Annotated in this window: 19 protein-coding genes; 10 read left to right on the forward strand and 9 right to left on the reverse strand. The window is 55.6% G+C overall.

The window, feature by feature from the left end; all coding sequences use genetic code 11:
• The 3 genes from HMPREF3016_RS07760 to HMPREF3016_RS07770 all read right to left on the reverse strand — a co-directional run bounded on the left by HMPREF3016_RS07760 (window position 1) and on the right by HMPREF3016_RS07770 (window position 3,792).
• Complete coding sequence (locus HMPREF3016_RS07760; protein ID WP_070741499.1) at window positions 1–1,749, reverse strand: DEAD/DEAH box helicase; 1,749 nt, start codon at window positions 1,747–1,749, stop codon at window positions 1–3.
• 419 nt (window positions 1,750–2,168) lie between these two features.
• Window positions 2,169–2,396 (reverse strand): DUF3107 domain-containing protein, encoded by a 228-nt coding sequence (locus tag HMPREF3016_RS07765; RefSeq protein ID WP_004005102.1) that lies wholly within the window; start codon window positions 2,394–2,396, stop codon window positions 2,169–2,171.
• A 148-nt stretch (window positions 2,397–2,544) separates the two neighbouring features.
• Window positions 2,545–3,792 (reverse strand): glutamyl-tRNA reductase, encoded by a 1,248-nt coding sequence (locus HMPREF3016_RS07770; protein ID WP_070741502.1) that lies wholly within the window; start codon window positions 3,790–3,792, stop codon window positions 2,545–2,547.
• Between the two features lie 276 nt (window positions 3,793–4,068).
• On the opposite strand from HMPREF3016_RS07770, the gene hemE reads away from it, so the two are divergent.
• From hemE to hemB, 7 genes are all read left to right on the forward strand, one after another.
• On the forward strand, window positions 4,069–5,256 hold the full coding sequence (gene hemE / locus HMPREF3016_RS07775) for a uroporphyrinogen decarboxylase (RefSeq protein ID WP_070741505.1): 1,188 nt from the start codon (window positions 4,069–4,071) through the stop codon (window positions 5,254–5,256).
• A 47-nt stretch (window positions 5,257–5,303) separates the two neighbouring features.
• Window positions 5,304–6,767, forward strand: coding sequence for a protoporphyrinogen oxidase (gene hemG, locus HMPREF3016_RS07780; protein WP_048754187.1), 1,464 nt, complete (start codon window positions 5,304–5,306; stop codon window positions 6,765–6,767).
• Window positions 6,768–6,947: 180 nt separating this feature from the next.
• Window positions 6,948–7,739: a hydrogen peroxide-dependent heme synthase gene (gene hemQ / locus HMPREF3016_RS07785; protein WP_013397467.1), complete on the forward strand. Its 792-nt coding sequence runs from the start codon at window positions 6,948–6,950 to the stop codon at window positions 7,737–7,739.
• Window positions 7,736–9,100 carry a ferrochelatase gene (locus tag HMPREF3016_RS07790; RefSeq protein WP_070741508.1) on the forward strand — a complete coding sequence of 455 codons (1,365 nt, stop codon included), beginning with the start codon at window positions 7,736–7,738 and terminating at the stop codon, window positions 9,098–9,100. The genes hemQ and HMPREF3016_RS07790 overlap by 4 nt, the downstream gene beginning before the upstream one ends.
• Before the next feature lie 79 nt (window positions 9,101–9,179).
• Window positions 9,180–10,295: a hydroxymethylbilane synthase gene (hemC, locus tag HMPREF3016_RS07795; RefSeq protein WP_070741511.1), complete on the forward strand. Its 1,116-nt coding sequence runs from the start codon at window positions 9,180–9,182 to the stop codon at window positions 10,293–10,295.
• Between the two features lie 3 nt (window positions 10,296–10,298).
• The gene (locus HMPREF3016_RS07800; protein ID WP_070741514.1) at window positions 10,299–11,204 is read left to right on the forward strand and encodes a uroporphyrinogen-III synthase; all 906 of its coding nucleotides are present in this window, start codon (window positions 10,299–10,301) and stop codon (window positions 11,202–11,204) included.
• Between the two features lie 45 nt (window positions 11,205–11,249).
• Window positions 11,250–12,245 (forward strand): porphobilinogen synthase, encoded by a 996-nt coding sequence (gene hemB, locus HMPREF3016_RS07805; RefSeq protein ID WP_070741517.1) that lies wholly within the window; start codon window positions 11,250–11,252, stop codon window positions 12,243–12,245.
• A 13-nt stretch (window positions 12,246–12,258) separates the two neighbouring features.
• Here the strand turns inward: hemB and HMPREF3016_RS07810 are convergent, their stop codons facing one another.
• From HMPREF3016_RS07810 to HMPREF3016_RS07830, 5 genes are all read right to left on the reverse strand, one after another.
• Window positions 12,259–12,894: a DUF1643 domain-containing protein gene (locus HMPREF3016_RS07810; protein ID WP_070741519.1), complete on the reverse strand. Its 636-nt coding sequence runs from the start codon at window positions 12,892–12,894 to the stop codon at window positions 12,259–12,261.
• 116 nt (window positions 12,895–13,010) lie between these two features.
• A complete protein-coding gene (locus HMPREF3016_RS07815) occupies window positions 13,011–13,739 on the reverse strand; it encodes a DUF6318 family protein (RefSeq protein ID WP_037231075.1) in 729 nt (242 codons plus the stop codon).
• Between the two features lie 596 nt (window positions 13,740–14,335).
• Window positions 14,336–15,337: a hypothetical protein gene (locus HMPREF3016_RS07820; RefSeq protein ID WP_070741522.1), complete on the reverse strand. Its 1,002-nt coding sequence runs from the start codon at window positions 15,335–15,337 to the stop codon at window positions 14,336–14,338.
• Window positions 15,338–15,498: 161 nt separating this feature from the next.
• Complete coding sequence (gene hemL / locus HMPREF3016_RS07825; protein WP_070741525.1) at window positions 15,499–16,848, reverse strand: glutamate-1-semialdehyde 2,1-aminomutase; 1,350 nt, start codon at window positions 16,846–16,848, stop codon at window positions 15,499–15,501.
• A 211-nt stretch (window positions 16,849–17,059) separates the two neighbouring features.
• Window positions 17,060–17,494 (reverse strand): EVE domain-containing protein, encoded by a 435-nt coding sequence (locus HMPREF3016_RS07830; protein WP_070741528.1) that lies wholly within the window; start codon window positions 17,492–17,494, stop codon window positions 17,060–17,062.
• A 122-nt stretch (window positions 17,495–17,616) separates the two neighbouring features.
• On the opposite strand from HMPREF3016_RS07830, the gene HMPREF3016_RS07835 reads away from it, so the two are divergent.
• From HMPREF3016_RS07835 to HMPREF3016_RS07845, 3 genes are all read left to right on the forward strand, one after another.
• Window positions 17,617–18,063 (forward strand): MarR family winged helix-turn-helix transcriptional regulator, encoded by a 447-nt coding sequence (locus HMPREF3016_RS07835; protein WP_070741531.1) that lies wholly within the window; start codon window positions 17,617–17,619, stop codon window positions 18,061–18,063.
• Window positions 18,064–18,262: 199 nt separating this feature from the next.
• Window positions 18,263–18,979, forward strand: a complete 717-nt coding sequence (locus HMPREF3016_RS07840; protein WP_004005085.1) for a hypothetical protein — start codon at window positions 18,263–18,265, stop codon at window positions 18,977–18,979.
• Between the two features lie 360 nt (window positions 18,980–19,339).
• A complete protein-coding gene (locus HMPREF3016_RS07845) occupies window positions 19,340–19,915 on the forward strand; it encodes a hypothetical protein (RefSeq protein WP_246825603.1) in 576 nt (191 codons plus the stop codon).
• Between the two features lie 104 nt (window positions 19,916–20,019).
• Here HMPREF3016_RS07845 and HMPREF3016_RS07850 read toward each other — a convergent pair whose 3' ends face one another.
• Entirely contained in the window at window positions 20,020–20,682 is a 663-nt protein-coding gene (locus HMPREF3016_RS07850; protein ID WP_070627972.1) for a hypothetical protein, read from the reverse strand.
• Window positions 20,683–20,829: the final 147 nt, after the last annotated feature.

Here is a 20,829-nt window from a genome sequence, read left to right on the forward strand (position 1 = left end):
TTACTCCTCACCCGATGCGGCATCAGACTTTTTTCGACCCGCTTTCTTAGCTGCAGTCGAGTCTGCCTTGCCCATATTCCCGGAACGGCGACGGCTGCGGCGGCGCGACGAGCCTTGAGAATCTGTTTTCTCAACCGAGCCATCCTTGGCAGAGCCGGATTTCTTAGCCGATTTTTTCTCGGCGGATTTCCCCGCGGTTTTCTCGGTACGCGTCTCAACGGCTTCACCCTCAACGCGTCGGGTGCGGCGGCGCGGGCGGCGTTCACGTTTCGGCGCAGTATCCTTCGAAGATGAAGCCTCCCCGCGCTTTTCGGACTTTGCCTTGCGGGAACCGCCGCGGGAGCCGCGGGATTTAGAACCGCGCGAACCTGAACGCGAACCCCGAGAGGAACGGGAGCTACCCCGTGAAGAGCGCGATTCGCCATAATCATCAAGGTGCTCCGCATCCAAACCTTCGAGGGTCTGCTCGGAACGCGGCAGGCGGCCCTTGGTTCCCGGCGGAATATCCAGGTCGTAGAACAGATGCTCAGAAGAAGAATAAGTTTCCACTGGGTCGGAAACGCCTAGGTCGAGCGCATCGTTAATGAGGCGCCACCGGGCAATATCCTCCCAATCCACGAAGGTTACGGCGGTACCCTCATGACCCGCACGGCCGGTACGCCCGGTGCGGTGCAGATAGGTTTTCTCGTCTTCGGGCACGCGATGATTAATCACATGGGTCACGTCTTCCACATCAATACCGCGAGCCGCAACATCGGTCGCCACCAGAATATCCACCTTGCCGTTGCGGAAAGCACGCAAAGCCTGCTCGCGAGCGCCCTGGTTGAGGTCGCCGTGCAGGGGAGCGGCGGCGAATCCGCGCGCGATAAGCTCATCGGCAACGCGCGCGGCATCGCGCTTGGTCTTTGTGAAGATCACGGTGCGTCCACGTCCATGAGCACGCAGGATGCGGCCGAGCATTTCGTCCTTATCCATATGGTGCACGCGGTAAACCACCTGACGAATCGAGGCCTTGGTCTTGGCGTGATCTTCCGGGTCTGCCGCGCTAATATGCATGGGCTTAGTCATGTATTTGCGCGCCATCGTGATCACCGGGCCAGGCATTGTCGCGGAGAACAGCATGGTCTGGCGGTCGGTGGGCAGGTATCCCATAATTTTTTCGACGGAAGGCAAAAAGCCTAGGTCGAGCATCTCATCGGCCTCATCCAACACCACCGTCTTAACCTGGGTGAGGGTGAGCGCACCATGCTGGTACAGGTCGATCAGGCGCCCGGGAGTGCCGACCACAACTTCCAGCCCCTTGGTGAGTTGCTCGACCTGAGGCTCGTAGGGAACACCGCCGTACAGGGTTGCCACGCGGGCGTTGCGCAGTTTAGAGGCTACCGCTAAATCGTTGCCCACCTGAATTGCAAGTTCGCGGGTGGGTACCAAGATAAGCGCCTGAGGTGCCCCTGGTTTCTGCAGCGAACCCCACTGATCGTCGTCACGGCCCACCACACGTTGAATCGTGGGGAGACCGAACCCGAGGGTTTTACCGGTACCGGTTTTTGCCTGCCCAATAATGTCGTGCCCGGCGAGTGCGACCGGCAGGGTCATTTCCTGAATGGGGAAGGGGCTCACAATGCCCACGGCGGCAAGCGCATCGCTAATATCTTGGCGGACCCCAAAGTCGGCAAAGGACTTGGGGGAAGACTGTGGTGTTGAGGAAGGCTGGGCCTCATCGGTCGTCGCGTTTTGAGCGTCGGTCATCTCATATCTTCCTGCCCTGATCGGGCGGTTTGCGCCGCACCCGTACCTGTGCGTGAGTGTGCACAGGTGTTATGCCGTGTAGCTGCCCGAGTACTGCGGGGAGCAGATGTGTTCACAACGCCGGGCTGGCGCGAGGTGAAGGAAGCCGATCGCGGGAAATTCATGTTCCGAAGCCGAGCTCTTGAAGATGTACCTGCTGTAAAAGAACTCAGGCTCTCGGAAAGACGCGGTGTCTGGTATATCAAGAACGACCGGGCATCCACTTAACCCTTAAATCTTAACCCGTCTTGGCGTCAGATGCACCCTTACAGGTCGATATGTCGAGTATGCGTACTGCCATAGGAACGCTCGAAGCCCGCATTCATACGGCAAAACCGTGAATGCGGGCTTCGTAAAAATTATTGGGTGTACCCCTGCTGTTAGGCGCCGACACCGAACCCAACGCGGCGCTTCTCTTCGGAGCCGAGTTCAACATAACCGATCTGCTCACCGGGTACGAGGGTGGTTGCTCCCTTATCGTCGGTGATCTCAAGGAGGGAACCGTTCGTAATGGCGTCGGCTACCTTGGTGCGGATAGTCTCTACGCTTTCCTTGGTTTCGAGCGTAACTTCGCGGCTAATGTGACGAATGCCAATTTTGATTTCCATGATGACCCTTCAAGCCGTCAGCGGTGTTTTCTTCTGGATTTAGTGTACCGTGCCTGCCAGACGGATGCCGTAAGGATGCGCGCATGATTCGCCTGTGGCTTAGGGCTGCGGTGGAATAAAGCTCAGCGTGCAGAAGATTATCCCGCAATTAGCGGTCGTCGATGGTGATTCCGTAGAGCGTTTCGAGTGCCGCAATGTAGTCGGAGGTTCGCCCCTGGGTTGCGAGCTGTTTCGCGCGTATCGTGGGGGTGTGCAGAAGGGACTTCACCATGCGGCGCATTGCAAGTTCGAGCTGCTCGGTGGCGGCTGTACAACCGAATTGGCTGCGTACCTTATCGAGCTCTTCGTCCAGCACCTCCATAGTATGAGAACGAAGCGCCACGATCGCCGAATCAATATTGCGGGTCTTTTGCCGTGCAGCAAAGGCCTGAGTCTCAGACTCGACGATGCGCTCGGCGGTAGCGACCGCCTCCTCAGTTTCTTCGGGGGCGGCTAAACGCACGGACTCTAAGGTAATAAGTTCCACTTGCGGCAGATCCGCAATGGCGGGGTCAAAATCTCGGGAGAGCGCCAAGTCGAGGATCGTATGATGACCCGGTGGAATTTCGGCGGGGGAGAGCGGGTCAGATCCGCCCGAGCAGCCAACAATCACATCCGCCTGTTCCATGGCCTTATACGTTTCACCTTTGGGAACCGCGCGAACATCGCGTTTTGCGGCAAACTCCGGGGCGCGGCCCGAACGGGAGTTAACCCAAATGTCTTCGCATCCGCGTTCACGCAGGGCTGCAATAGTAGCACCCGCGTAGGCACCCGTTCCAAAGACGAGAGCACGGCGGGTTTTCCAGTCTTTCTCAGCGACTGCATCCGCCAAATCCAGGGCGACCGAGACGATGGAACGTCCCTGTGATCCGATAGTGGTGTGTTGCCCAACCTGACGGGCAGTGTGTGCCGCATGCTCGAAAAGCTGTACAAGCTCCCCGGGAACCGCCCCTTCTTCTTGGGCGGAGGCAAGGGCACGGCGCACCTGTCCGGCGATTTCGCGCTCGCCGACCACGGCGGACTCTAACCCGGATGCCACTGTAAAGAGATGTTTGGCGGCCTCAAGGTTTTCATAGATTTCAAAACTGTCTGCAATAAGTTCTGCATCGAGTTCAGATTTTTGCGCAATCTCGGCGTAGAGCATATCGCTTACGGGGCCTAAATGCTCGGCCACCGAGAGCTGCACATAAATTTCGAGGCGGTTGCAGGTTGCCAGCACAATAGTGCCGGTAACGCCCAAGTTTTGCGCGGTTTCGGTACGAAAAAGCTCGGGTATGCCAGCTGCACCGTTGCTCAGTAGAGCGACGGTGGTGAGATCGATGATCCTGTGTGATGCAACAAATGAATACGTAGCCACTAGACAATAATCATAAACACATTTTTAGTCGGTGAGTGTAACCTAACGTGAGCTGGCTCCCAATAATGTGAGTTTGTGTGAAAAGCTCCCGAACTGTGCCCAACAAGGCCCAGCAAAGGACCGGTGTATAAAAACTTAGGGTAAATAAATTTTGAGATAGCTAAAACAGCTTTAAAAATAAGGTAACCCTACACCAAAATTTATAAAGGTTACGAAGGGGTACTTTATGACACCGTGTCATAAAAACAGGCGCGAAAACCTGTCAAACTAGAGGGTATGACCGAAACCCAGCAGCCCCAGCGAGCCGCCAATGGTGCAGATTCTCAGCAGTCGCGCTCTACAGTGGGTAATCACCCGAGAGATCGCCAGCGTGATTTGCTGACCGAGGCGCAGCTGTCGCGCCTGAGCGCATCTCACCCGCTGCGTGCCGCTCAAGCCGTCGATTCTCCGATGCTGCAGGCGCTCACCGGGCGCGCGTCTGAGCATCGTCCGGTCTGGTTTATGCGCCAGGCGGGGCGTTCGCTGCCCGAGTACCGCAAGGCGCGCGAGGGAATTCCCATGCTGGATGCCTGTTTGACACCCGAACTTGCCGCCGAGATCACCGTGCAGCCGGTGCGCCGTCACAAAGTCGATGCCGGTATTTTCTTCTCGGATATCGTCATCCCCATGAAACTCGCGGGCGTGAATGTCGATATTGTGCCCGGTCGCGGTCCCGTACTCGAACATCCCGTGCGCACGCTTGATGAAGTGCGTTCCCTGCCCGAACTGACCGATACGGCACTTGACCCTATTCGTGAGGCAGTCGCAGCAACCGTCGACATGCTCGGTTCCACCCCTCTCATTGGTTTTGCGGGTGCACCTTTCACCGTTGCCGCCTATATGGTTGAGGGCGGTCCCTCCCGCGATCACCTGCGTCCCCGCACCATGATGCATGCCGACCCCGTTGCCTGGCGCGAGTTGGCGCAGTGGGCCGCGCGCACCTCGGGGCAGTTTTTGCGGGCTCAGATTGAGGCGGGTGCATCCGCCGTGCAGCTCTTCGACTCCTGGGCTGGTTCGTTGGGTGAAGCAGACTATCGCCGGTATGTGCAGGAACACTCCGCCACCGCCTTGAGTATGGTCGAAGAATTTGGGGTGCCGCGCATCCACTTTGGTACCGGAACCGCCGAGCTGCTGCCCGCCATGCATGAGGCCGGTGCCGATGTGATCGGGGTGGACTACCGCCTGCCCCTTGATGAGGCAAACCGCAGGCTCAACGGTGCGGTGCCGCTTCAGGGGAATATCGATCCCGCGCTTTTAGCTGCTGGGCGTGAGACTCTATATGCTCACGCGGACGAGGTACTCGCCGCCGGGGCGAGCGCCCCCGCCCATATCGTGAACCTGGGGCACGGGGTGCCGCCCACAACGGACCCGCAGGTGCTCACCGACCTAGTGACATATCTTCACGAACGCACCCGACGCCCATAAAACGGATACTCTTAAGAGAGGCAGTTAGAACCGAAACATTAACGGGGATGAATATGGTACATCAGCACAAGAATCATCATGCACCAAGCGCCATCGTAGTCGGCGGCGGCATATCTGGGTTGTTGGCGGCGCGTCGTCTTACCGATGCCGGAGTGAACGTAACCGTCCTAGACCAGAATGATTATCTGGGAGGCGCCCTCGGCGCGCATAAGGTCGCCGGTTTGGTGCTAGATTCCGGTGCGGAATCCTATGCGACCCGAACCCCAACCGTGACAAACCTCGTCAAAGAGCTTGGTCTAGGTGACCAGATTGTGCATCCTAACTCCCACGGTTCATGGCTGTATCTGCCTCAGGGTGCCCGAAAGACCCCGAGCACTGGAATTATGGGCATTCCCGGTGATCTTTCTGATAAATCTTTGGCCGGTGTGCTCGGTAAAAGCGGTTTGCGCCGCGCCCGTATGGATAAGGTTCTGCCTGCTTCGGTTGGAGCCAACGCAAAGACGCTGGGTGAACTAGTACGTGCCCGTATGGGTAAAAAAGTACTCGATAACTTGGTTGCGCCCGTGGTCTCCGGGGTGTACTCGACCCACCCGGATATGCTCGATATTGATGCCGTTATCCCCGGCTTACGCGAAGGGCTGAAAAAACATAAGTCCCTAGCTGCCGCCTCCGCCGCGATACGCGCTCAAGCACCCGCGGGCTCGCAGGTCGCCGGGCTTTCTGGGGGCATGCACCTGCTGATCGAACAGCTTATCGAGAAGATGCCCGCACCCGTGCGGTACATTCCCGAATGCGGCGTGATTGCGGTGGATCGTGACCCCATCACCAATGAATGGGTGGTAATTCGCCGCCGCAGCGATGGTGAGAAAGCTGCCTCGGTGGGTGCCGATTATTTGGTGATTGCTACCGATGGTTCCACCGCTGCGCGTCTGCTCGGACCGCATATTAAGGGAAGTTCTCTGCCTAATATTGACCCTGGCCCCGAGGTCGCTCTCGTAACGCTCGTCGTCGATCAGCCCGCGCTTAACTCGAACCCGCGTGGTACGGGTCTGCTGGTTTCCGAAGCCGTGACAAACGTGCGCGCCAAAGCGCTCACCCATGCCACCGCTAAATGGGCGTGGGTAGCCGAAGAGGCGGGTAAGAACCGCCACGTGGTGCGGCTTTCCTACGGCCGCGGGGGAGAACAGAGTACCTTCTCCGACGTTTCTCTTGACGAAGACCAGCTGATCACCCTCGCCTTGCGCGACGCCTCGAAATTGCTCGATGTACCCATTACCGCCCAAAATCTTGTGGATGCAGATGTGGTTCGCTGGAACGGCGTGCTGCCTCTCTCAACGCCCGGGTACCGCGAGCGGGTGCAGCTTTTCCGTGAACGCGCGGCAGAACTCGATACCGTCTGCACGGTTGGTTCGTGGGCCGCAGGGTCCGGACTCGCCGCCGTGGTGCGCGATACTCAGGAGCAGCTGGATCAATTCATTGCACACATAACACAAAAACGCGCCTCGAAGTGACGAAGATACTTGCGGCTGCCCGCGCAGTGCAGGCACCGTGTTAACCAAAGAAAACAGAAGACAAAACCTCACGAGTGAGGAGCATAAACCGCAGACATACTAAGGTTTGTCTGGTCAAGACTCGCAGGTGAATACGACGTATCCGGCGAATCTTGGGCGGTTTTCACCGAAAGGAAGAAAATGTCTCACGAAGAACATCAGAATGCGGCTCACGGCTCTCATGGAAGCGGGTACGGGGGCGCGCCCAAAGGATATGCCGTGCAGCATTCCCCAGCTGATGAGAACAAACGCGGTCGTGAAGAAGGCGAAACTCTGCACTATACCCTGTACACCGTCTTCGCCCGTGCCGGGCAGCGTGCCGAAAGCGCATCCTCGGCGGAAGCTATCGCCGAGTTTGAGCAGCTCATCGAAGAGCTCAAAGCGGACGGCGTAACGCTGCGCGGACTCTACGATGTTTCCGCTATGCGCGATAACGCCGATGTTATGGTGTGGACCCACGGGCCGACTCCCGAAAAGCTGCAGGCAGCCGTGCGCAAGATTCGCCGTACCGCGCTCTTCAGCGCGACCACCATCGTTTGGTCGACTATGGGCGTGCACCGCGAGGCAGAATTCACTCGCAACCATGCACCCGCCTATGCGCGCCAGAAGGCACCCGAGGCATGGGTATGCGTATACCCCTTCGTGCGTTCCTACGACTGGTACTACATGAATCCCGAACGCCGCGCCGAAATGCTCAAGAACCACGGCATGAAGGCTATCGACTTCCCGCAGGTGCTCGCGAATACCGTGGCAACCTTCGGTTTGAACGACTACGAATGGGTACTCGCCCTTGAGGCTCCCGAACTTGTCGATCTGGTCGATATGATGCGCCACTTCCGCAATACCGAGGCACGCCTGCATGTGCGTGAAGAAATTCCCTTCTACACCGGTCGTCGTGTGAACGCCGCCGATGTCGCCGAGGTGCTCGCGTGAGTGAGATCGTACGCGCAGGGTGCTGCGGGAACATCCCGGACGATGTTTGCCCGAACGCTACAGACCCCGCAAATACCGCCTCCAACGGGCCTGCAGTGCTTACCCCCGAGACGCTAAAGTCGTACCGGGGGGAGTGCGGTATTACACGCTCTCGCACCGCCGTGCCCGCCCCCTATGACCTGGTGATTCTTTCCTCCTTCGGCGGGCCCGAAGGACAGGAAGACGTGATTCCCTTCCTGCGCAACGTTACGGCGGGGCGCGGCATACCTGATGAACGTCTGGAGGAAGTCGCTACCCATTACCGCGCAAACGGTGGTATCTCGCCCATTAACGAGCAGAACCGTGCACTTTTGGTAGCACTTCGAGAAGCCATGCAGGAACGTGGGCCGCATATTCCGATCGTGTGGGCAAACCGCAATTGGAAACCCTATGTGACCGACGTAGTACAGCAGGCTTATGAGGAAGGGCACCGCAATATTCTGGTGCTCGCCACTAGCGCCTACCCCGGGTATTCCAGCTGCCGCCAATACCGTGAAGACTACGGCGTGGCGTTGGAGAAACTCGGTCTTCAAGACCGCATGCGCATTGATAAGATTCGCCAATTTTTCGATGCGCCCGGGTTCGTTGAGGCCTTTACTGAGGGCTTAGAGAACGGGCTGAAACAGGTTCGCAATACCGTGGCGGAGCGCATTGCTGACGGAACGGCGGCCGCAGGGAATGGGCGTATTCGCATTATGTTCTGCACCCACTCGGTGCCGACCTCTGCCGCTAATGAGGCGGGCCCGCGCGGAATCGACTACGAGGGCGGTTCTGCCTACGTAGAGAAACACCTGCAGGTGGCGCGCGCTATTCTTGCAAAGATCCGTGAACAGGACGAGAGCCTTCTGGATAACATCGACTGGGAGCTCGTCTATCAGTCGCGTTCCGGTTCACCCTCCACCCCCTGGCTAGAGCCCGATGTTAACGACGCCATCGACAAAATCGCTGGTGACGTAGACGGCATCATTATGGTTCCGCTGGGATTCGTCTCTGACCATATGGAAGTCCTCTGGGACCTCGATACCGAGGCGATGGAAACCTGCCGTAACCACGGTATCGTGGCGGTGCGCACCCCCACTCCCGGCGTGCACCCCGCCTATGTGGAATCGCTGCGCCGCCTGATTGTCGAGCGTATGGCCGAGCCCGCAGAATCCGATCACGACAGGCGCGAAAGCGTTTTCGGGGAGTCCATATCCGGCGAACTCGGTTGGTTCGACGAATGCGACCCTGACTGCTGTAAACCCCTGCGCGGTCAGGAAAAACCTGTAATTGCGGAGTACACCCCTAAGGAAGACTGCGCCTGCTGCAATGAGCGCGTATAAGCGCTGCCGTATGTGCGGGTTCATCCCAACCGTATTGATGAGTCCGCACATACGGCACCCATAAAACCTGAGGAGAACCATGAGCGACCCCTATATTCTCGGCACCCGAGGCTCAGCCTTGGCGCTCACCCAGAGCACCCTTGCCGCCGAACACATCGTTCAGGTGTTCAACACTCACTCCCGCGAACACGGCGCCGAACGCACCCTATCCTTTGACATCACCACCGTCAAAACCGACGGGGATGTGCTCACCGGACCGCTCGCAACCCTCGGCGGCACCGGAGTCTTCGCCGCCGCACTGCGCCAACGCCTTCTCGACGGTGATACCCCCGACGGAGTCGATGTTGCGGTGCACTCGCTCAAAGACTTACCTGCCGAACCGTGCCCCGGGCTCGTCATCGCGGCAATTCTTGAACGCGAAGACCCGCGCGATGCCCTGGTAGCGCGCGATAACCTCACCCTCGATACCCTACCTACGGGCGCCCGCGTCGGTACCGGATCACCGCGCCGCGCCGCACAGGTACATGCCCTGCGCCCCGACCTTGAAATCGTTGATATTCGCGGCAACGTGGGCACTCGCATAGCCCGCGTGAAAGGGCTCGAAGAACACGGAAACCGCCAAGTCGTCGTGCGTGACAGCACCGAAACCGACGAAGCCGCGCACCGTGGAATCGGTACCGAAAACACCGGTGATTGCGATGCCGTCATCCTCGCCGTTTCGGGGCTCAAACGTCTCGGCAAAGAATCCGTTATTACCGAATACCTTGACCCCTCCCGCATGCTCCCGGCCCCCGGGCAGGGCGCCCTCGCCATTGAGGTGCGCGAAACCGAATTTGTTAACCCCGATACCGCGACTTTATTCGACTCTGAAATTTCCCAGCCTGTGCGCACCCTGGGGGAAGCGCTTATTGCTGCCGACCACTTTGAAACCCACCTTGAGGTCACTGCCGAACGTCGTCTTCTGCGCCGTCTTGAGGCCGGATGCGCCGCTCCTATCGGCGCCTATGCCACCGTCAAAGACGGCGATCTTGTGCTCACAGCAGTTGTCGCATCGCCTGACGGTACCGAAAGCTTGCGCCACACGTCCGCCACTGGTGAGCTTGATGTTCCCGGCGCTGAACGACTGGGTATTCGCGTTGCCGAAGACCTGTTTCAGATGGGCGCTGCAGCCCTTGCCGGTCTTGAGGTGAAATAGAGCGTGGCTCGGGTTCTGTTGACCCGCACGGCGGTTCAAGGTGCGCCTTTTGAGCGTGCTTTGAACGATTTAGCGGCGGAGCGAGGCATTCCGAAGATTCAGGTGGATTTTGCGCCCATGCAGCTGCCCCGTACAGTTGCGCCCGAGTATTCGCTGTTTTCCTTGGTGAGCTTAGCGGCGGAGGGAGCCTTTCTCTGGGCTACTTTCACGAGCGCGAATGCGGTGCGTTCCTGCGCCGAGCTTTTCGGCACATCCTTTGCGTGGGCACTGCGCGATGGCGGAACCCGGATCGCCTGCGTGGGATCCGCAACAGCACGGGCACTACGCGAGATTGGCCTGGAACCCCACTTCATGCCTGAAAAGCAGGATGCGCTGGGTATGCTCGCAGAATTTCCTACCGAGGGCGCCAACCCTGAGCTGGGCATCCCTGAGAGTCTGCGTAAACCGCAGAATACCCCGGAATCTGTTGCATTGGGCTGGGACGATATGCTTTCTGCTCAGGCGAGCGTGCTCGTCTTTGAAGGGACAAACGCCCGCCCAACTCTGCGTGAAGGGCTAGTGGGGTTAGGCTTCCGTGCCGTGCGTGCGGTGGTTTACGAGATGGTGCCGGCGACCGCCTCCGTACTTGAGGCGGGAGAGATCTCCTGTGTGAATGCGCGTGAGCTTATTGCCGGTGCCGGTATTGGCTCGAATTCCGCCGCGGTAGACGTTATTGTTGCCACCGCTCCGTCAAGGCTCAAAGAGCTGGTGGGGGAGAACCCTAACCCTGAACGAATCCCTCCGGTGGCAGCTATCGGTCGCACGACCGCCCGCACATGCGGGGAGCTAGGACTGTGCCATAGGACGGCCGATTCTCCCACTCCGGAGGCCCTGGCTCTAGCAGCCGTTGAACTGCTGCATTCAGCCTAGATGCATCTCGCTAAACATAGAAGTATTTTGTGAAAGGTTATGTCGATGATTCTTACCCGACGACCCCGCCGACTGCGCACCACCGCCGCGATGCGCGCCCTCACCGCCGAGACTGCGCTGCGTCCCGAGCAGCTTATTCAGGTGTTTTTCGTGCGCGACGGCATTAGCGAACCACAGCCAATTTCCTCAATGCCCGGCCAGTACCAGCACACGCTAGAGTCCCTAATTCCCGCCGTGCGCCAGGCTGTGGAGGCGGGCATTAAATGCATCGACCTCTTCGGGGTTCCGCTTGACGATGATAAGGACGAGGTAGGTTCGGCGGCCTGGGACGACAACGGTATTTTGAACCGGGCTATCGCTGCCTGCCGTGCCGAGTTTGGTGATGAGATTGTTATTATGGCCGATACCTGCCTGGACGAGTTCACCTCTCACGGGCACTGCGGCGTGCTTGTCGATGACGGACACGGCACCATGATTGTCGATAACGATGCAACCGTGGAACTGTACTGCAAGATGGCAGTGTCTCAGGCACGCGCCGGGGCACACACGGTGTCTCCTTCAGGCATGATGGACGGGCAGATTGCCGCCATGCGCGCCGCACTGGACGAGGCCGGGTTCCAGAATGTTTCTATTATGGCGTATTCGGCGAAGTATGCCTCCGCGTTCTTTGGCCCGTTCCGCGATGCGGTGGAGTCTAGCTTTACCGGAAACCGCAAAACGTATCAGCAGGATCCGGCGAACCGCCGCGAATCTCTCCTAGAGGTGCAGACCGATATTGACGAGGGCGCCGATATGGTGATGGTCAAGCCCGCCGGAAGTTACCTCGATATTGTGCGTGAGGTCGCCGAGTTTTCACCTGTGCCGGTGGCGGCGTACCAGGTGTCGGGGGAGTACGCCATGATTGAGGCCGCCGCAGCAAACGGCTGGATCGACCGTCGCGCCGTGGCGTTAGAGGCACTGCGTTCGATTCACCGCGCGGGCGCGGACATGATTCTCACTTACTATGCAACCGAAGCCGCCCGCTGGCTGCGTGAAGACTAACCCTAGGGATACTTTATTGGGGAGTAAACCGGGCAAGGACCATGCGGGTACCAGACGGCAAGTTCCTGAGGGCACTGTTGATACCTCGCGGTGACCAGGAACGCGCATCCAATGAACCATCAGGAACATGGGAATATGGTAGCTCCAGACGGTAGCAGGAACGATCTGCGAGCCGCCGGATAAACTCGCTTATCTGCTGATGCCACACTTCCCGGCTCTCAGGTGAATTATTCTCTTTGCCCCAGCCACAGACAATTGGCGCGTGCGGGAACTCGGTAAGTACCGTCTCTAATTCGGCAACCGCATGCTGGTCTAGGGAATAATCTATATTGTGTGCATTTGGTTCTACAAAGGTGAATAGATTAATAAGTAGCACCGTACGGGCGTGCAGCAATGGTGCAGAATGCGCGGGATCGAGAAAACGACAGGTTCCCAGCATAGCCTGAGTTAGAGCTTTTACCGTAGGATCGGAGGCTCTAAAGCTTCCGGCTAAACTTGGGTTTAACCCAATGAAAATAGCGGGTTCACCGGTTCCGTGAGTGTTGTCAATTCTATAGAGGTATCTATGGAATTTTTCTATAAGTAGCTCAGAACTCCAGGTAATACCGTCTTCTAAAATACCCTGGCGCAACAATTTGGAGATTTCCATCGAGCTCCTTTTTACGTATATGTATTAACCTACAGTTTCGGTAAATCCCCGCCAGCGCATCCATTATGAATGCTCCGGCGGGGATTAATACGGCTAGGAAAGCAAAAATCTAAGAATTATTTCTGGGCTTGCTTGCGGGTAATGCTGTCGATAATCCAACCTGTTTCTTCATAATGAACGGTAAGCGTGTAAAGATTATCGGCATAGTTGGTATTCCTGCTGCGCTTGTGCCGGCCATCTGCGCCTACGGTAATGATATAGGACCATCCCACGAAGAAATCCCAGGAATACACGCCGTTACCCTGGTGAACGGGGTCATTTCTGAAATCATAAGAGCGCTGCTCACCGCCAATAATCCAGCCACCGTCGTGGTACAGTTTTGCATCTGCGTTGTAAGCATTAATCTCTTCGACGAGGTTTTTAGACACAAACTTATATGCCTCGGTGTAATCACCTGTCTGCATGCCATAATTGCGCCATTGCGTCCATGCCTTCATGCTTTTCATCATGCCGTCAAGGGTGGGTTCGGTGTAGCCAGGTGGATTTGTGGGTTTAGGAACATTCTGCGCCGGACCGTAAATATCGGCCGCCCGGAACTCTCCCGCAGGAGCTTTAGACTTGCCGGAATACTTGGGGCCGGATGAGCTGGGTGCGGCACTGGGTGAATCGGCAGGTTCTGGAGGCTCGGTCTCAGGCGCGGCGGCGCTGCTGGTTGTTGTGCTGGGCCGTGCCCCGGGCTTGTCCTCGTCGTCGCAGGCGGTCAAGAGCGCTACCAGAGACGATGCCCCTAGAAAACCGAACGCGGCTCGGCGTGTACAGGTGGTGAAGTTATTGCTGATGCTCATCGGTGAATTGGCTTTCTGAGTTGTAGTGGTTGGTGAATAGTCGGAAGTGATATGTACCCCCACAGAAGAACCTCAGTGTTGCACAGCAGGCGAGCTAACCGACGATGGTGTGACGCATACTCTCGGCCTGAATTAGCCGATCCGGAAGGTTCGCGCCCAGCCGCAGAACGTTGTGATCTTCTTTAGGGAAGGTCAAGGCAATCTTTGAGGATTCGCCGAGTACATTGCGAGAGCCGCGTCTTATATCCGCATTTCATGGTGTGAATGCGCAAAACGGCACGCACGATACAGGGCAGAAGATCCTCAAAAGAGTGCCTCTAGTGCAACTGTACGACGAATAAACGTTTTGTGCGAACCAATCACAAAGTTTACGTAAAAAATATTTAATTTAATAGAATATTCTCAGAAAACCGTTGAAGAAATGTAGAAGATTTACTTTACTGTCATAACTTTTAGTGCCGGATTGAGGAGATATCGGCAAAAAGCGAAGAATATTCAAAGATAGGCTCTCCATAAAACGTGAAACCAGCATTTCTGCGATAGCGTCACGACAATAGAGAACCCATTTGTGCCTGTGCAGCAGAGTGCGGAAAACTCTAATGTGTCTGCTTGAAGGATGCGCGATCTGCCGCCTCCTGCGCGTGTTTACCGGCCGGAATATAGCCCTTAGTGATGCACACGAGGCGCGCATCCCGGCCATATTCTTCGAGCCGTTCTCGGTCGGCAGGGGAGTTATCGTCAGCCCAGCGTTCTTGTTCCACGCGGAAGGCAATCTGCCGAACCAAATACTCAAGATTGGGGTCGCGCAGCTCTTTCGTATATTTGTTGGCCCGAGGTACCTTAAATTCCAGATTCCACTGCGATAAATCTTTGGTATCAGGGTCAGTGGCATCTGGATCTTGAGGCACCACGCGGTAACTCCTCAGCTGGCGGTATGGAATATCGCGCGGGTTGCGGAAAGGTCCCCGGCCGACCTGCAGAAGAGTGGGGGTGGAGACAAGGTACGAGTTCGTATACGAGACGAGCGCGACGATACCGGCAATATATCCGATTCCCAGAATAATAGCGTTATAGGGAACCGGCGGCGCGTATTCAAAATCGATATCGGTCAGCCGAAGCAAAAACAGGGCAATGGACACGAAAAAGATAAGGCCGCTTATCAGCGCGGTAGTGCTCAGGTCATGATCTAGCATTAGTCCAGATTGATGACCCGTCGTACGTAGGGGCTTGCTGAGCTTACCCAGGGTAGCGCTGTAGATTTTGGGCATACCCACAGCGCGGTCGTCCGGAGAAGCGCCGTGGAAGATGCGGTAGTTGCGCCGCCCAATACGTGCCGCCGCATATACCATCAGGAACGGGAGAGATAGGGCTATGGGGCGGAGTATTTCATTAAACTCCCAGAACAGCATGAAAAGGGACGCATTAACAATCCATGCCCAAAGGTATAGGAAAAAGTGTTTATACGACCAAAACCACTTAGCGTGCTCGGTTTTGAGCGCATACTTTTTACGCACCCGCACTGGATAGACCGCCTCAATGAGCAGGCATAGCCCCAAATATACGATGAATGCTATAAGCCAAATATCCCGAAAGTCCATAACAGCATTCTACGTTGTTCACTTTCGCGACGCTCAACAGTATGGATGAATATCTCAGAAAATACCCGCCGCCAGCAAAGCTGAGAAGCTGCTGCTGACGGCGGGCAGAGTCCGGAATTTGTACCGAGATCTTGTGGGAAAACACGAGGTCAGAGGATGTGCTAGGCCTTAGCCGCCGCACGTGCCGCGCCCGGGAGTGCTTCAATGATGCGTTCCATCGCGGCGTCGTCGTGCGCTCCGGAGAGGAACCACGCCTCAAAAGCACTTGGGGGAAGGTATACGCCAGCATCAAGCATGGCGTGGAAAAATGCCGTGTATTTGGCGGTAGCAGAACCCTTAATATCGGCGTAGTTGTGCACGCCGTGCTCGCCGGTACCAAAGGCAACCGAGAACAGGTTGCCCGCCGTCTGAATCGAATGATCCACCCCGGCATCGGTAAGCGATTGCGTCAGTGCAGCCTGCAGCTGTTCCGAATGTGTATCGAGCGTGCGGTAGAGGGCATCATCGGCGAGTTTGAGGGTCATAATGCCGGATGCAACCGAGAGCGGATTACCCGAGAGCGTGCCCGCCTGGTAGACAGGGCCGGTCGGTGCCAGATGCTCCATCACCTCACGTTTACCGGCGAGTGCGGCGATCGGCATACCGCCGCCGATCACTTTACCGAAAGTGAAAATATCGGGAACCCAACCGTTATCTTCGGGGGCGAACTTACCCCAGTACCCGGCAGACGAGACACGGAAACCAGTCAGCACCTCATCAAAAATCAACAGGGCATTATTGCTCTGCGTAATTTCACGCAGACCACGGTTAAAGCCCGGTTCGGGAGTCACCACGCCCATATTGCAGGGGGCAGCTTCGGTAATAACGGCGGCAACTTCTCCCGGATGCGCGGCGAAAGCCTCGCGCACGGCGTCAAGATCGTTGTAGGGGAGCACGATAGTTTCAGATGCGGTCGCCGCGGTCACGCCCGCCGAGCCGGGTAGGGCGAGAGTCGCCACGCCGGAGCCTGCTTCAGAGAGCAGCGCATCCACATGCCCGTGATAGCAGCCCGAGAATTTGATAATTTTATCGCGCCCGGTGATGCCACGCGCCAAGCGAATAGCGGTCATGGTGGCTTCGGTACCGGTAGATACCATACGTACCTGTTCGATCGCGCCCGGGAGTGCGGTGTTGATGCGATCGACCACAAGCTCTGCGAGCTCTGCCTCGGGCGCGGATGCAGCGCCGAATGACAGTCCGCGTGAGGCAGCCTCTTGAACAGCTGCAACAACCTGCGGATGCGCGTGCCCAAGAATCGCCGGGCCCCACGAGCAGACGAGGTCTACGTATTCGTTGCCGTCAGCATCATAAATATAGGGGCCGGATGCGCGGTCCACAAAGGCGGGTGTGCCGCCCACGGAGTTGAAAGCGCGCACGGGGGAGTTTACTCCGCCGGGAATGACGGAACGGGAGCGTTCAAAAAGCTCTTCGCTGTGCTGGTGTGCGAGGTGGTGTTCGGCTGATACGGTCATGGGTAACCTTTCGTGTGTGGGCGCCTGAAAGTCTCTTATCCCATGATAGGCGGTTATCGGTCATCGGACAGCGACGCTGCGTCAACGCCTACGAGTTTGGGCGAGCTGCCGTTCGATTACAAAGGATTGAGTGGCGTGGTTCTCGATGAACCGACCGCCACGCCTTGCTTCTATACCGTAAAGCTCTGCATGCTGCCATATGGCTGGCTGCCTAACACCTATCGGGTGTTGTCTCGTGCTTGCTTGCCATCATGTAACGGTAAATGTGCTCGAAGAAATCGTGCGAAACCTCAAAATGCCCGTACCGCAGCTGCTTCGCATAATTCCGCCATTCAGGGTGCTCGCGTGCTACCTCAATCGGGCACGGATGCGGCGCATCCTGAAACACAACGTCACGCCTGAACGGCTCAAAATTTTCGGCCATGCGGAACTGGTAGACTCGGTCGTCCACAATCTGCCCCACGGCGGTAAAGGCCTGAACTTTTTCACCAGAGTTCATGCCGGTTTTAGGGCTGTAATACAGAATCCAATCTCCTCGTTTCATACGTGCCAGCGGTGCCTGTTTGCCGTGGCAAACCTGGCAGAATCCGCCCGCAACGCCGAGTAAAACATGATCGCGTGAGGCTACTCCAACCCAGTAGCGCATAAGAACCTCCTAAAGCGGTGAAGAGTACCAAGAGTCCGGGGTTAACAGTGCTAACAGCCCCGAACTACAAGGTCATTCTATGTCAGGATACTGACATTAACAGCATATGTCAGAATATTGACATGAGGCAAGAGGAATTTAATCAACTTATTGGATATCGACTCAAAGAAGTGCAATCACTGCTGCGCTCGCGCATGGAAGAGGTTCTGCGCCCACTTGGGATTACCGTTGCACAATACGTGTGCCTGGAAATCCTAAAGTCTACCCCGGGTGCTTCTAATGCTGAGCTGGCGCGGCAGGCTTTCGTAACCCGCCAAACGATGAATACGCTTTTGCGAGGGCTTCAAGAACGCAGTTTGATTGAGCGAGCAGAGCAAGCCCCCCGAGGTCGCGCGCTACCGACCATACTCACAGCGGAAGGGGAGCGTGTGCTCGATCAGGCGACCGGGCGCATCCGCGATGTTGAGCAGCACATGGTGGGTGGACTCAGTGATACGAAACGGCAAGAATTATGGGATTTGCTGACGATCTGTATTGAAGGGCTGCACGCTGGAGGGTCAAAGACCTGATGCAAGGAGGAGCAAAATCTTTCCTCTAAGACTTAAATATCCCGTATTGGAGGAGATGTAATGCTAGCCTTGAAATGCCAATAAAGAACAGAATGGGGGACTCTAGCACCAGTTGCAAGAATCAGAATATTTAGACACTCACCAAAGAATTATTTAAATAATCTATAGAACGTCAAGGACCGTGGGAGGATGTACACCTGTGAATACATCAGTTTTTGTGAGTGCAGGTATTGCTGGTGGTGTGTTGCTTACCTGTGCAGCGTTACATATTACCTATTTGGGGATGAGAGCTAAACGTGAGAGCGAAGCAATGCTTCGGCGGGCACGATACCCGTGGTGGATTCTAGTGATTGTTGATATTTTTCTGGTGGGCTTTGGCAGTTTCTTTGCATTTGTTCTTTCTGTCATTCTGACGCCAAGCGCAGGGACTCCTATAGTCATCGTACTTTTTGCTGTACCGATGTGCCTAATATTCGCATTCTTTATTTTTATTATTCTCCTTATACGTGGTCTCACGATTCGGTATATCGAGCTTGTTCCTTCGGGGTTTGTCTTTCGTAGTGGTTTTGGGCGAGTGCATAATATTCCTTTTTCTGATATCAAAGGGTACGATTATCGCCCAGCTCGATTTGATTTCGAAGGAACCCTTCGCGTGTCTATGGGAGATCGACACGCTGTGAATACTTCCCGCGGCGATAGGCTCCGCGTGATTAATCACGAAGGTAAAAAAATTCTTCAGACACAGGTACGTCATTCGGCCATGCCGGATTATGTGGGACAGTGCTTGATGTTTCGCGGTATGCAGGAACGATGGCCTCAGCTGGGGTACTCAGAGGATGAAAAAATTCTGGCGGAGTACACGAAAGATGTGGTTGTCAGGTATCTAACCGTTAATCGATGGCGACAGGATTTTTAAGCGAGGAACTGTGCATGAGACCTGGGTACCTCTCAGGGTATCCTGGTAGGGAAATATCACCGATGATATGGAGTTTCTATAATGGTTTTTGCCTGGATTGCCGTGGCAGTGCTATGTTCTATTCACCTTATTTTCTCGCTGGTACAATCTTGGGTGGAGTCTAAAAAACATCCGTACCGCGTACGGCGCTTTCATGGAGCTAACTATATTCTCTATATTTTAGTTATTGGATATCTGTATTTTGCTCCACTCATATTTTCAGGAGAATATGATGGGTCGCATACCATTAAGATAACAATCTTTGCATATGGTGGACCCATCCTGATATTAGGTTTATTTTTCCTCGTTGCTCAGCATGATATGAGTTATATCGATATAACCTCTGAAGGGTTCCTGACTCAGACCGTCTTCGGGAAAGAAAAATTTACTCCCTTTGCAGCTATTGACGGGTATATATACAGTCCCAAAAGGAAACGTCAAACCTTAGATGGGCAGCACTGGAAAATTACTCAAGACCTTAGCGATGATCTTTATCTGATAGATCCCTGGGGAAACACAGTTTTCTCGTGTATTCCGGCCAAACCTCAAGAAAGAATCTTTGGCGCCTTGCTGTATGCGCGGGCACGTTCTGGTCGTTGGCCTGACCTTGAGAACCCTGAAGATGAACTTGTGATCATGAAACTAGCAGACTCCAAATATGAAGTAACCGATTTCTTGATGGAATACCCTCAAGTAAATGGATTTATAACGCCCGAACAGACTGCTGTCCCACAACAACCAATGCCGCCACAATACCCGCAGAACGCGTATCCTCAAGAGGGCTATCTAAATTCAGGCCAGCAGCCCTCGAACCAGCAGATGAACCCCTATGGATACCTGCAGCAGCCCCACAACTATCAGCAGAACCAAAACCCACCGCAGGGGAGCGCATCGTAAAATCTGCAAGCCTCAGATAATTTCACCCGGAATATAGCCCCTGACAATAAACGGTGGGAGCAGAAACAGCCAAATAATTTCTGCTCCCACCGTTTATTGCGGAATTACTGAATGTCCTGCGGCATCAACAGGTTCTTACCGACCGGATGCTCATTCCAGAGGGCTTTTTCGGCGATACCGTTTGCTGCTTGAGTTTCGACAATGTGCTGATCGCTGCTGTTTCGCGGGTCAGGCCAGCGGGAGTTATACATCCTAAACGCCAAAACCGCGAGCACACGTTCCCCACGGTATATTTTGGGGCGGAAAGAAACTTGACGGCCGTCAGAGGAGAACAGCGTCAGCATTTTGTTGTTGTACTCATACCAATAGCTGTAAGCGCTTACCTCGCTGTAATAGATGCGGGTGATCCGGCCGAAAGCATTTCGTTGCTCTACATAGTCGTGCGCTGTCTCAACGTAGATATTTCTATAGTTGAGGTACGCCCAAACGGCTAAGGCATAAAAGATAACAACACACAGGATAAAAGATCCCAGGATTGAGAGTGATTGTTGGGGCGTTTGCGTTGTGTTTGGATGCAGCACCATATACACGATAAGAGCTGTGAGCAGAGTGCCCACCAGAGCCGAGATGAAGACCGAAATAAGGATCAAGGCCGGATGTCTGACGCGCAAAACACCATCTGGATTTATAGGGAACTTGGCGGCACGGCGTGCATAAAGTTTATCAAAGGCAGTATTCAGAGGGCGCTGGATAATACGGTGTAGCATGACGGTGATCTTTCTCGTTCGGTAATTGGTTGAGAGGAAAATATGCCGTGCAAACGAGCGACACCGGAAGAGCAGTCGCTTGGTTGGTGAGTGTGAGCGGCACAAAACCCCTGAAACAATACAAACGTAGCACACGAGATAGGGCAC

The organism is Rothia sp. HMSC065D02 (assembly GCF_001815285.1).
Classification (GTDB): Bacteria; Actinomycetota; Actinomycetes; order Actinomycetales; family Micrococcaceae; genus Rothia; species Rothia dentocariosa.

Excerpts from the sequence above, each read along its gene's own strand:
- HMPREF3016_RS07760 (WP_070741499.1), bottom strand. The coding sequence starts at position 1,749 with ATGACCGACGCTCAAAACGCGACGACCGATGAGGCCCAGCCTTCCTCA.
- HMPREF3016_RS07765 (WP_004005102.1), bottom strand. The coding sequence starts at position 2,396 with ATGGAAATCAAAATTGGCATTCGTCACATTAGCCGCGAAGTTACGCTC.
- hemE (WP_070741505.1), top strand. The coding sequence starts at position 4,069 with ATGACCGAAACCCAGCAGCCCCAGCGAGCCGCCAATGGTGCAGATTCT.
- hemG (WP_048754187.1), top strand. The coding sequence starts at position 5,304 with ATGAATATGGTACATCAGCACAAGAATCATCATGCACCAAGCGCCATC.
- hemQ (WP_013397467.1), top strand. The coding sequence starts at position 6,948 with ATGTCTCACGAAGAACATCAGAATGCGGCTCACGGCTCTCATGGAAGC.
- hemC (WP_070741511.1), top strand. The coding sequence starts at position 9,180 with ATGAGCGACCCCTATATTCTCGGCACCCGAGGCTCAGCCTTGGCGCTC.
- hemB (WP_070741517.1), top strand. The coding sequence starts at position 11,250 with ATGATTCTTACCCGACGACCCCGCCGACTGCGCACCACCGCCGCGATG.
- HMPREF3016_RS07810 (WP_070741519.1), bottom strand. The coding sequence starts at position 12,894 with ATGGAAATCTCCAAATTGTTGCGCCAGGGTATTTTAGAAGACGGTATT.
- HMPREF3016_RS07815 (WP_037231075.1), bottom strand. The coding sequence starts at position 13,739 with ATGAGCATCAGCAATAACTTCACCACCTGTACACGCCGAGCCGCGTTC.
- HMPREF3016_RS07820 (WP_070741522.1), bottom strand. The coding sequence starts at position 15,337 with ATGGACTTTCGGGATATTTGGCTTATAGCATTCATCGTATATTTGGGG.
- hemL (WP_070741525.1), bottom strand. The coding sequence starts at position 16,848 with ATGACCGTATCAGCCGAACACCACCTCGCACACCAGCACAGCGAAGAG.
- HMPREF3016_RS07830 (WP_070741528.1), bottom strand. The coding sequence starts at position 17,494 with ATGCGCTACTGGGTTGGAGTAGCCTCACGCGATCATGTTTTACTCGGC.
- HMPREF3016_RS07835 (WP_070741531.1), top strand. The coding sequence starts at position 17,617 with ATGAGGCAAGAGGAATTTAATCAACTTATTGGATATCGACTCAAAGAA.
- HMPREF3016_RS07845 (WP_246825603.1), top strand. The coding sequence starts at position 19,340 with ATGAGTTATATCGATATAACCTCTGAAGGGTTCCTGACTCAGACCGTC.
- HMPREF3016_RS07850 (WP_070627972.1), bottom strand. The coding sequence starts at position 20,682 with ATGCTACACCGTATTATCCAGCGCCCTCTGAATACTGCCTTTGATAAA.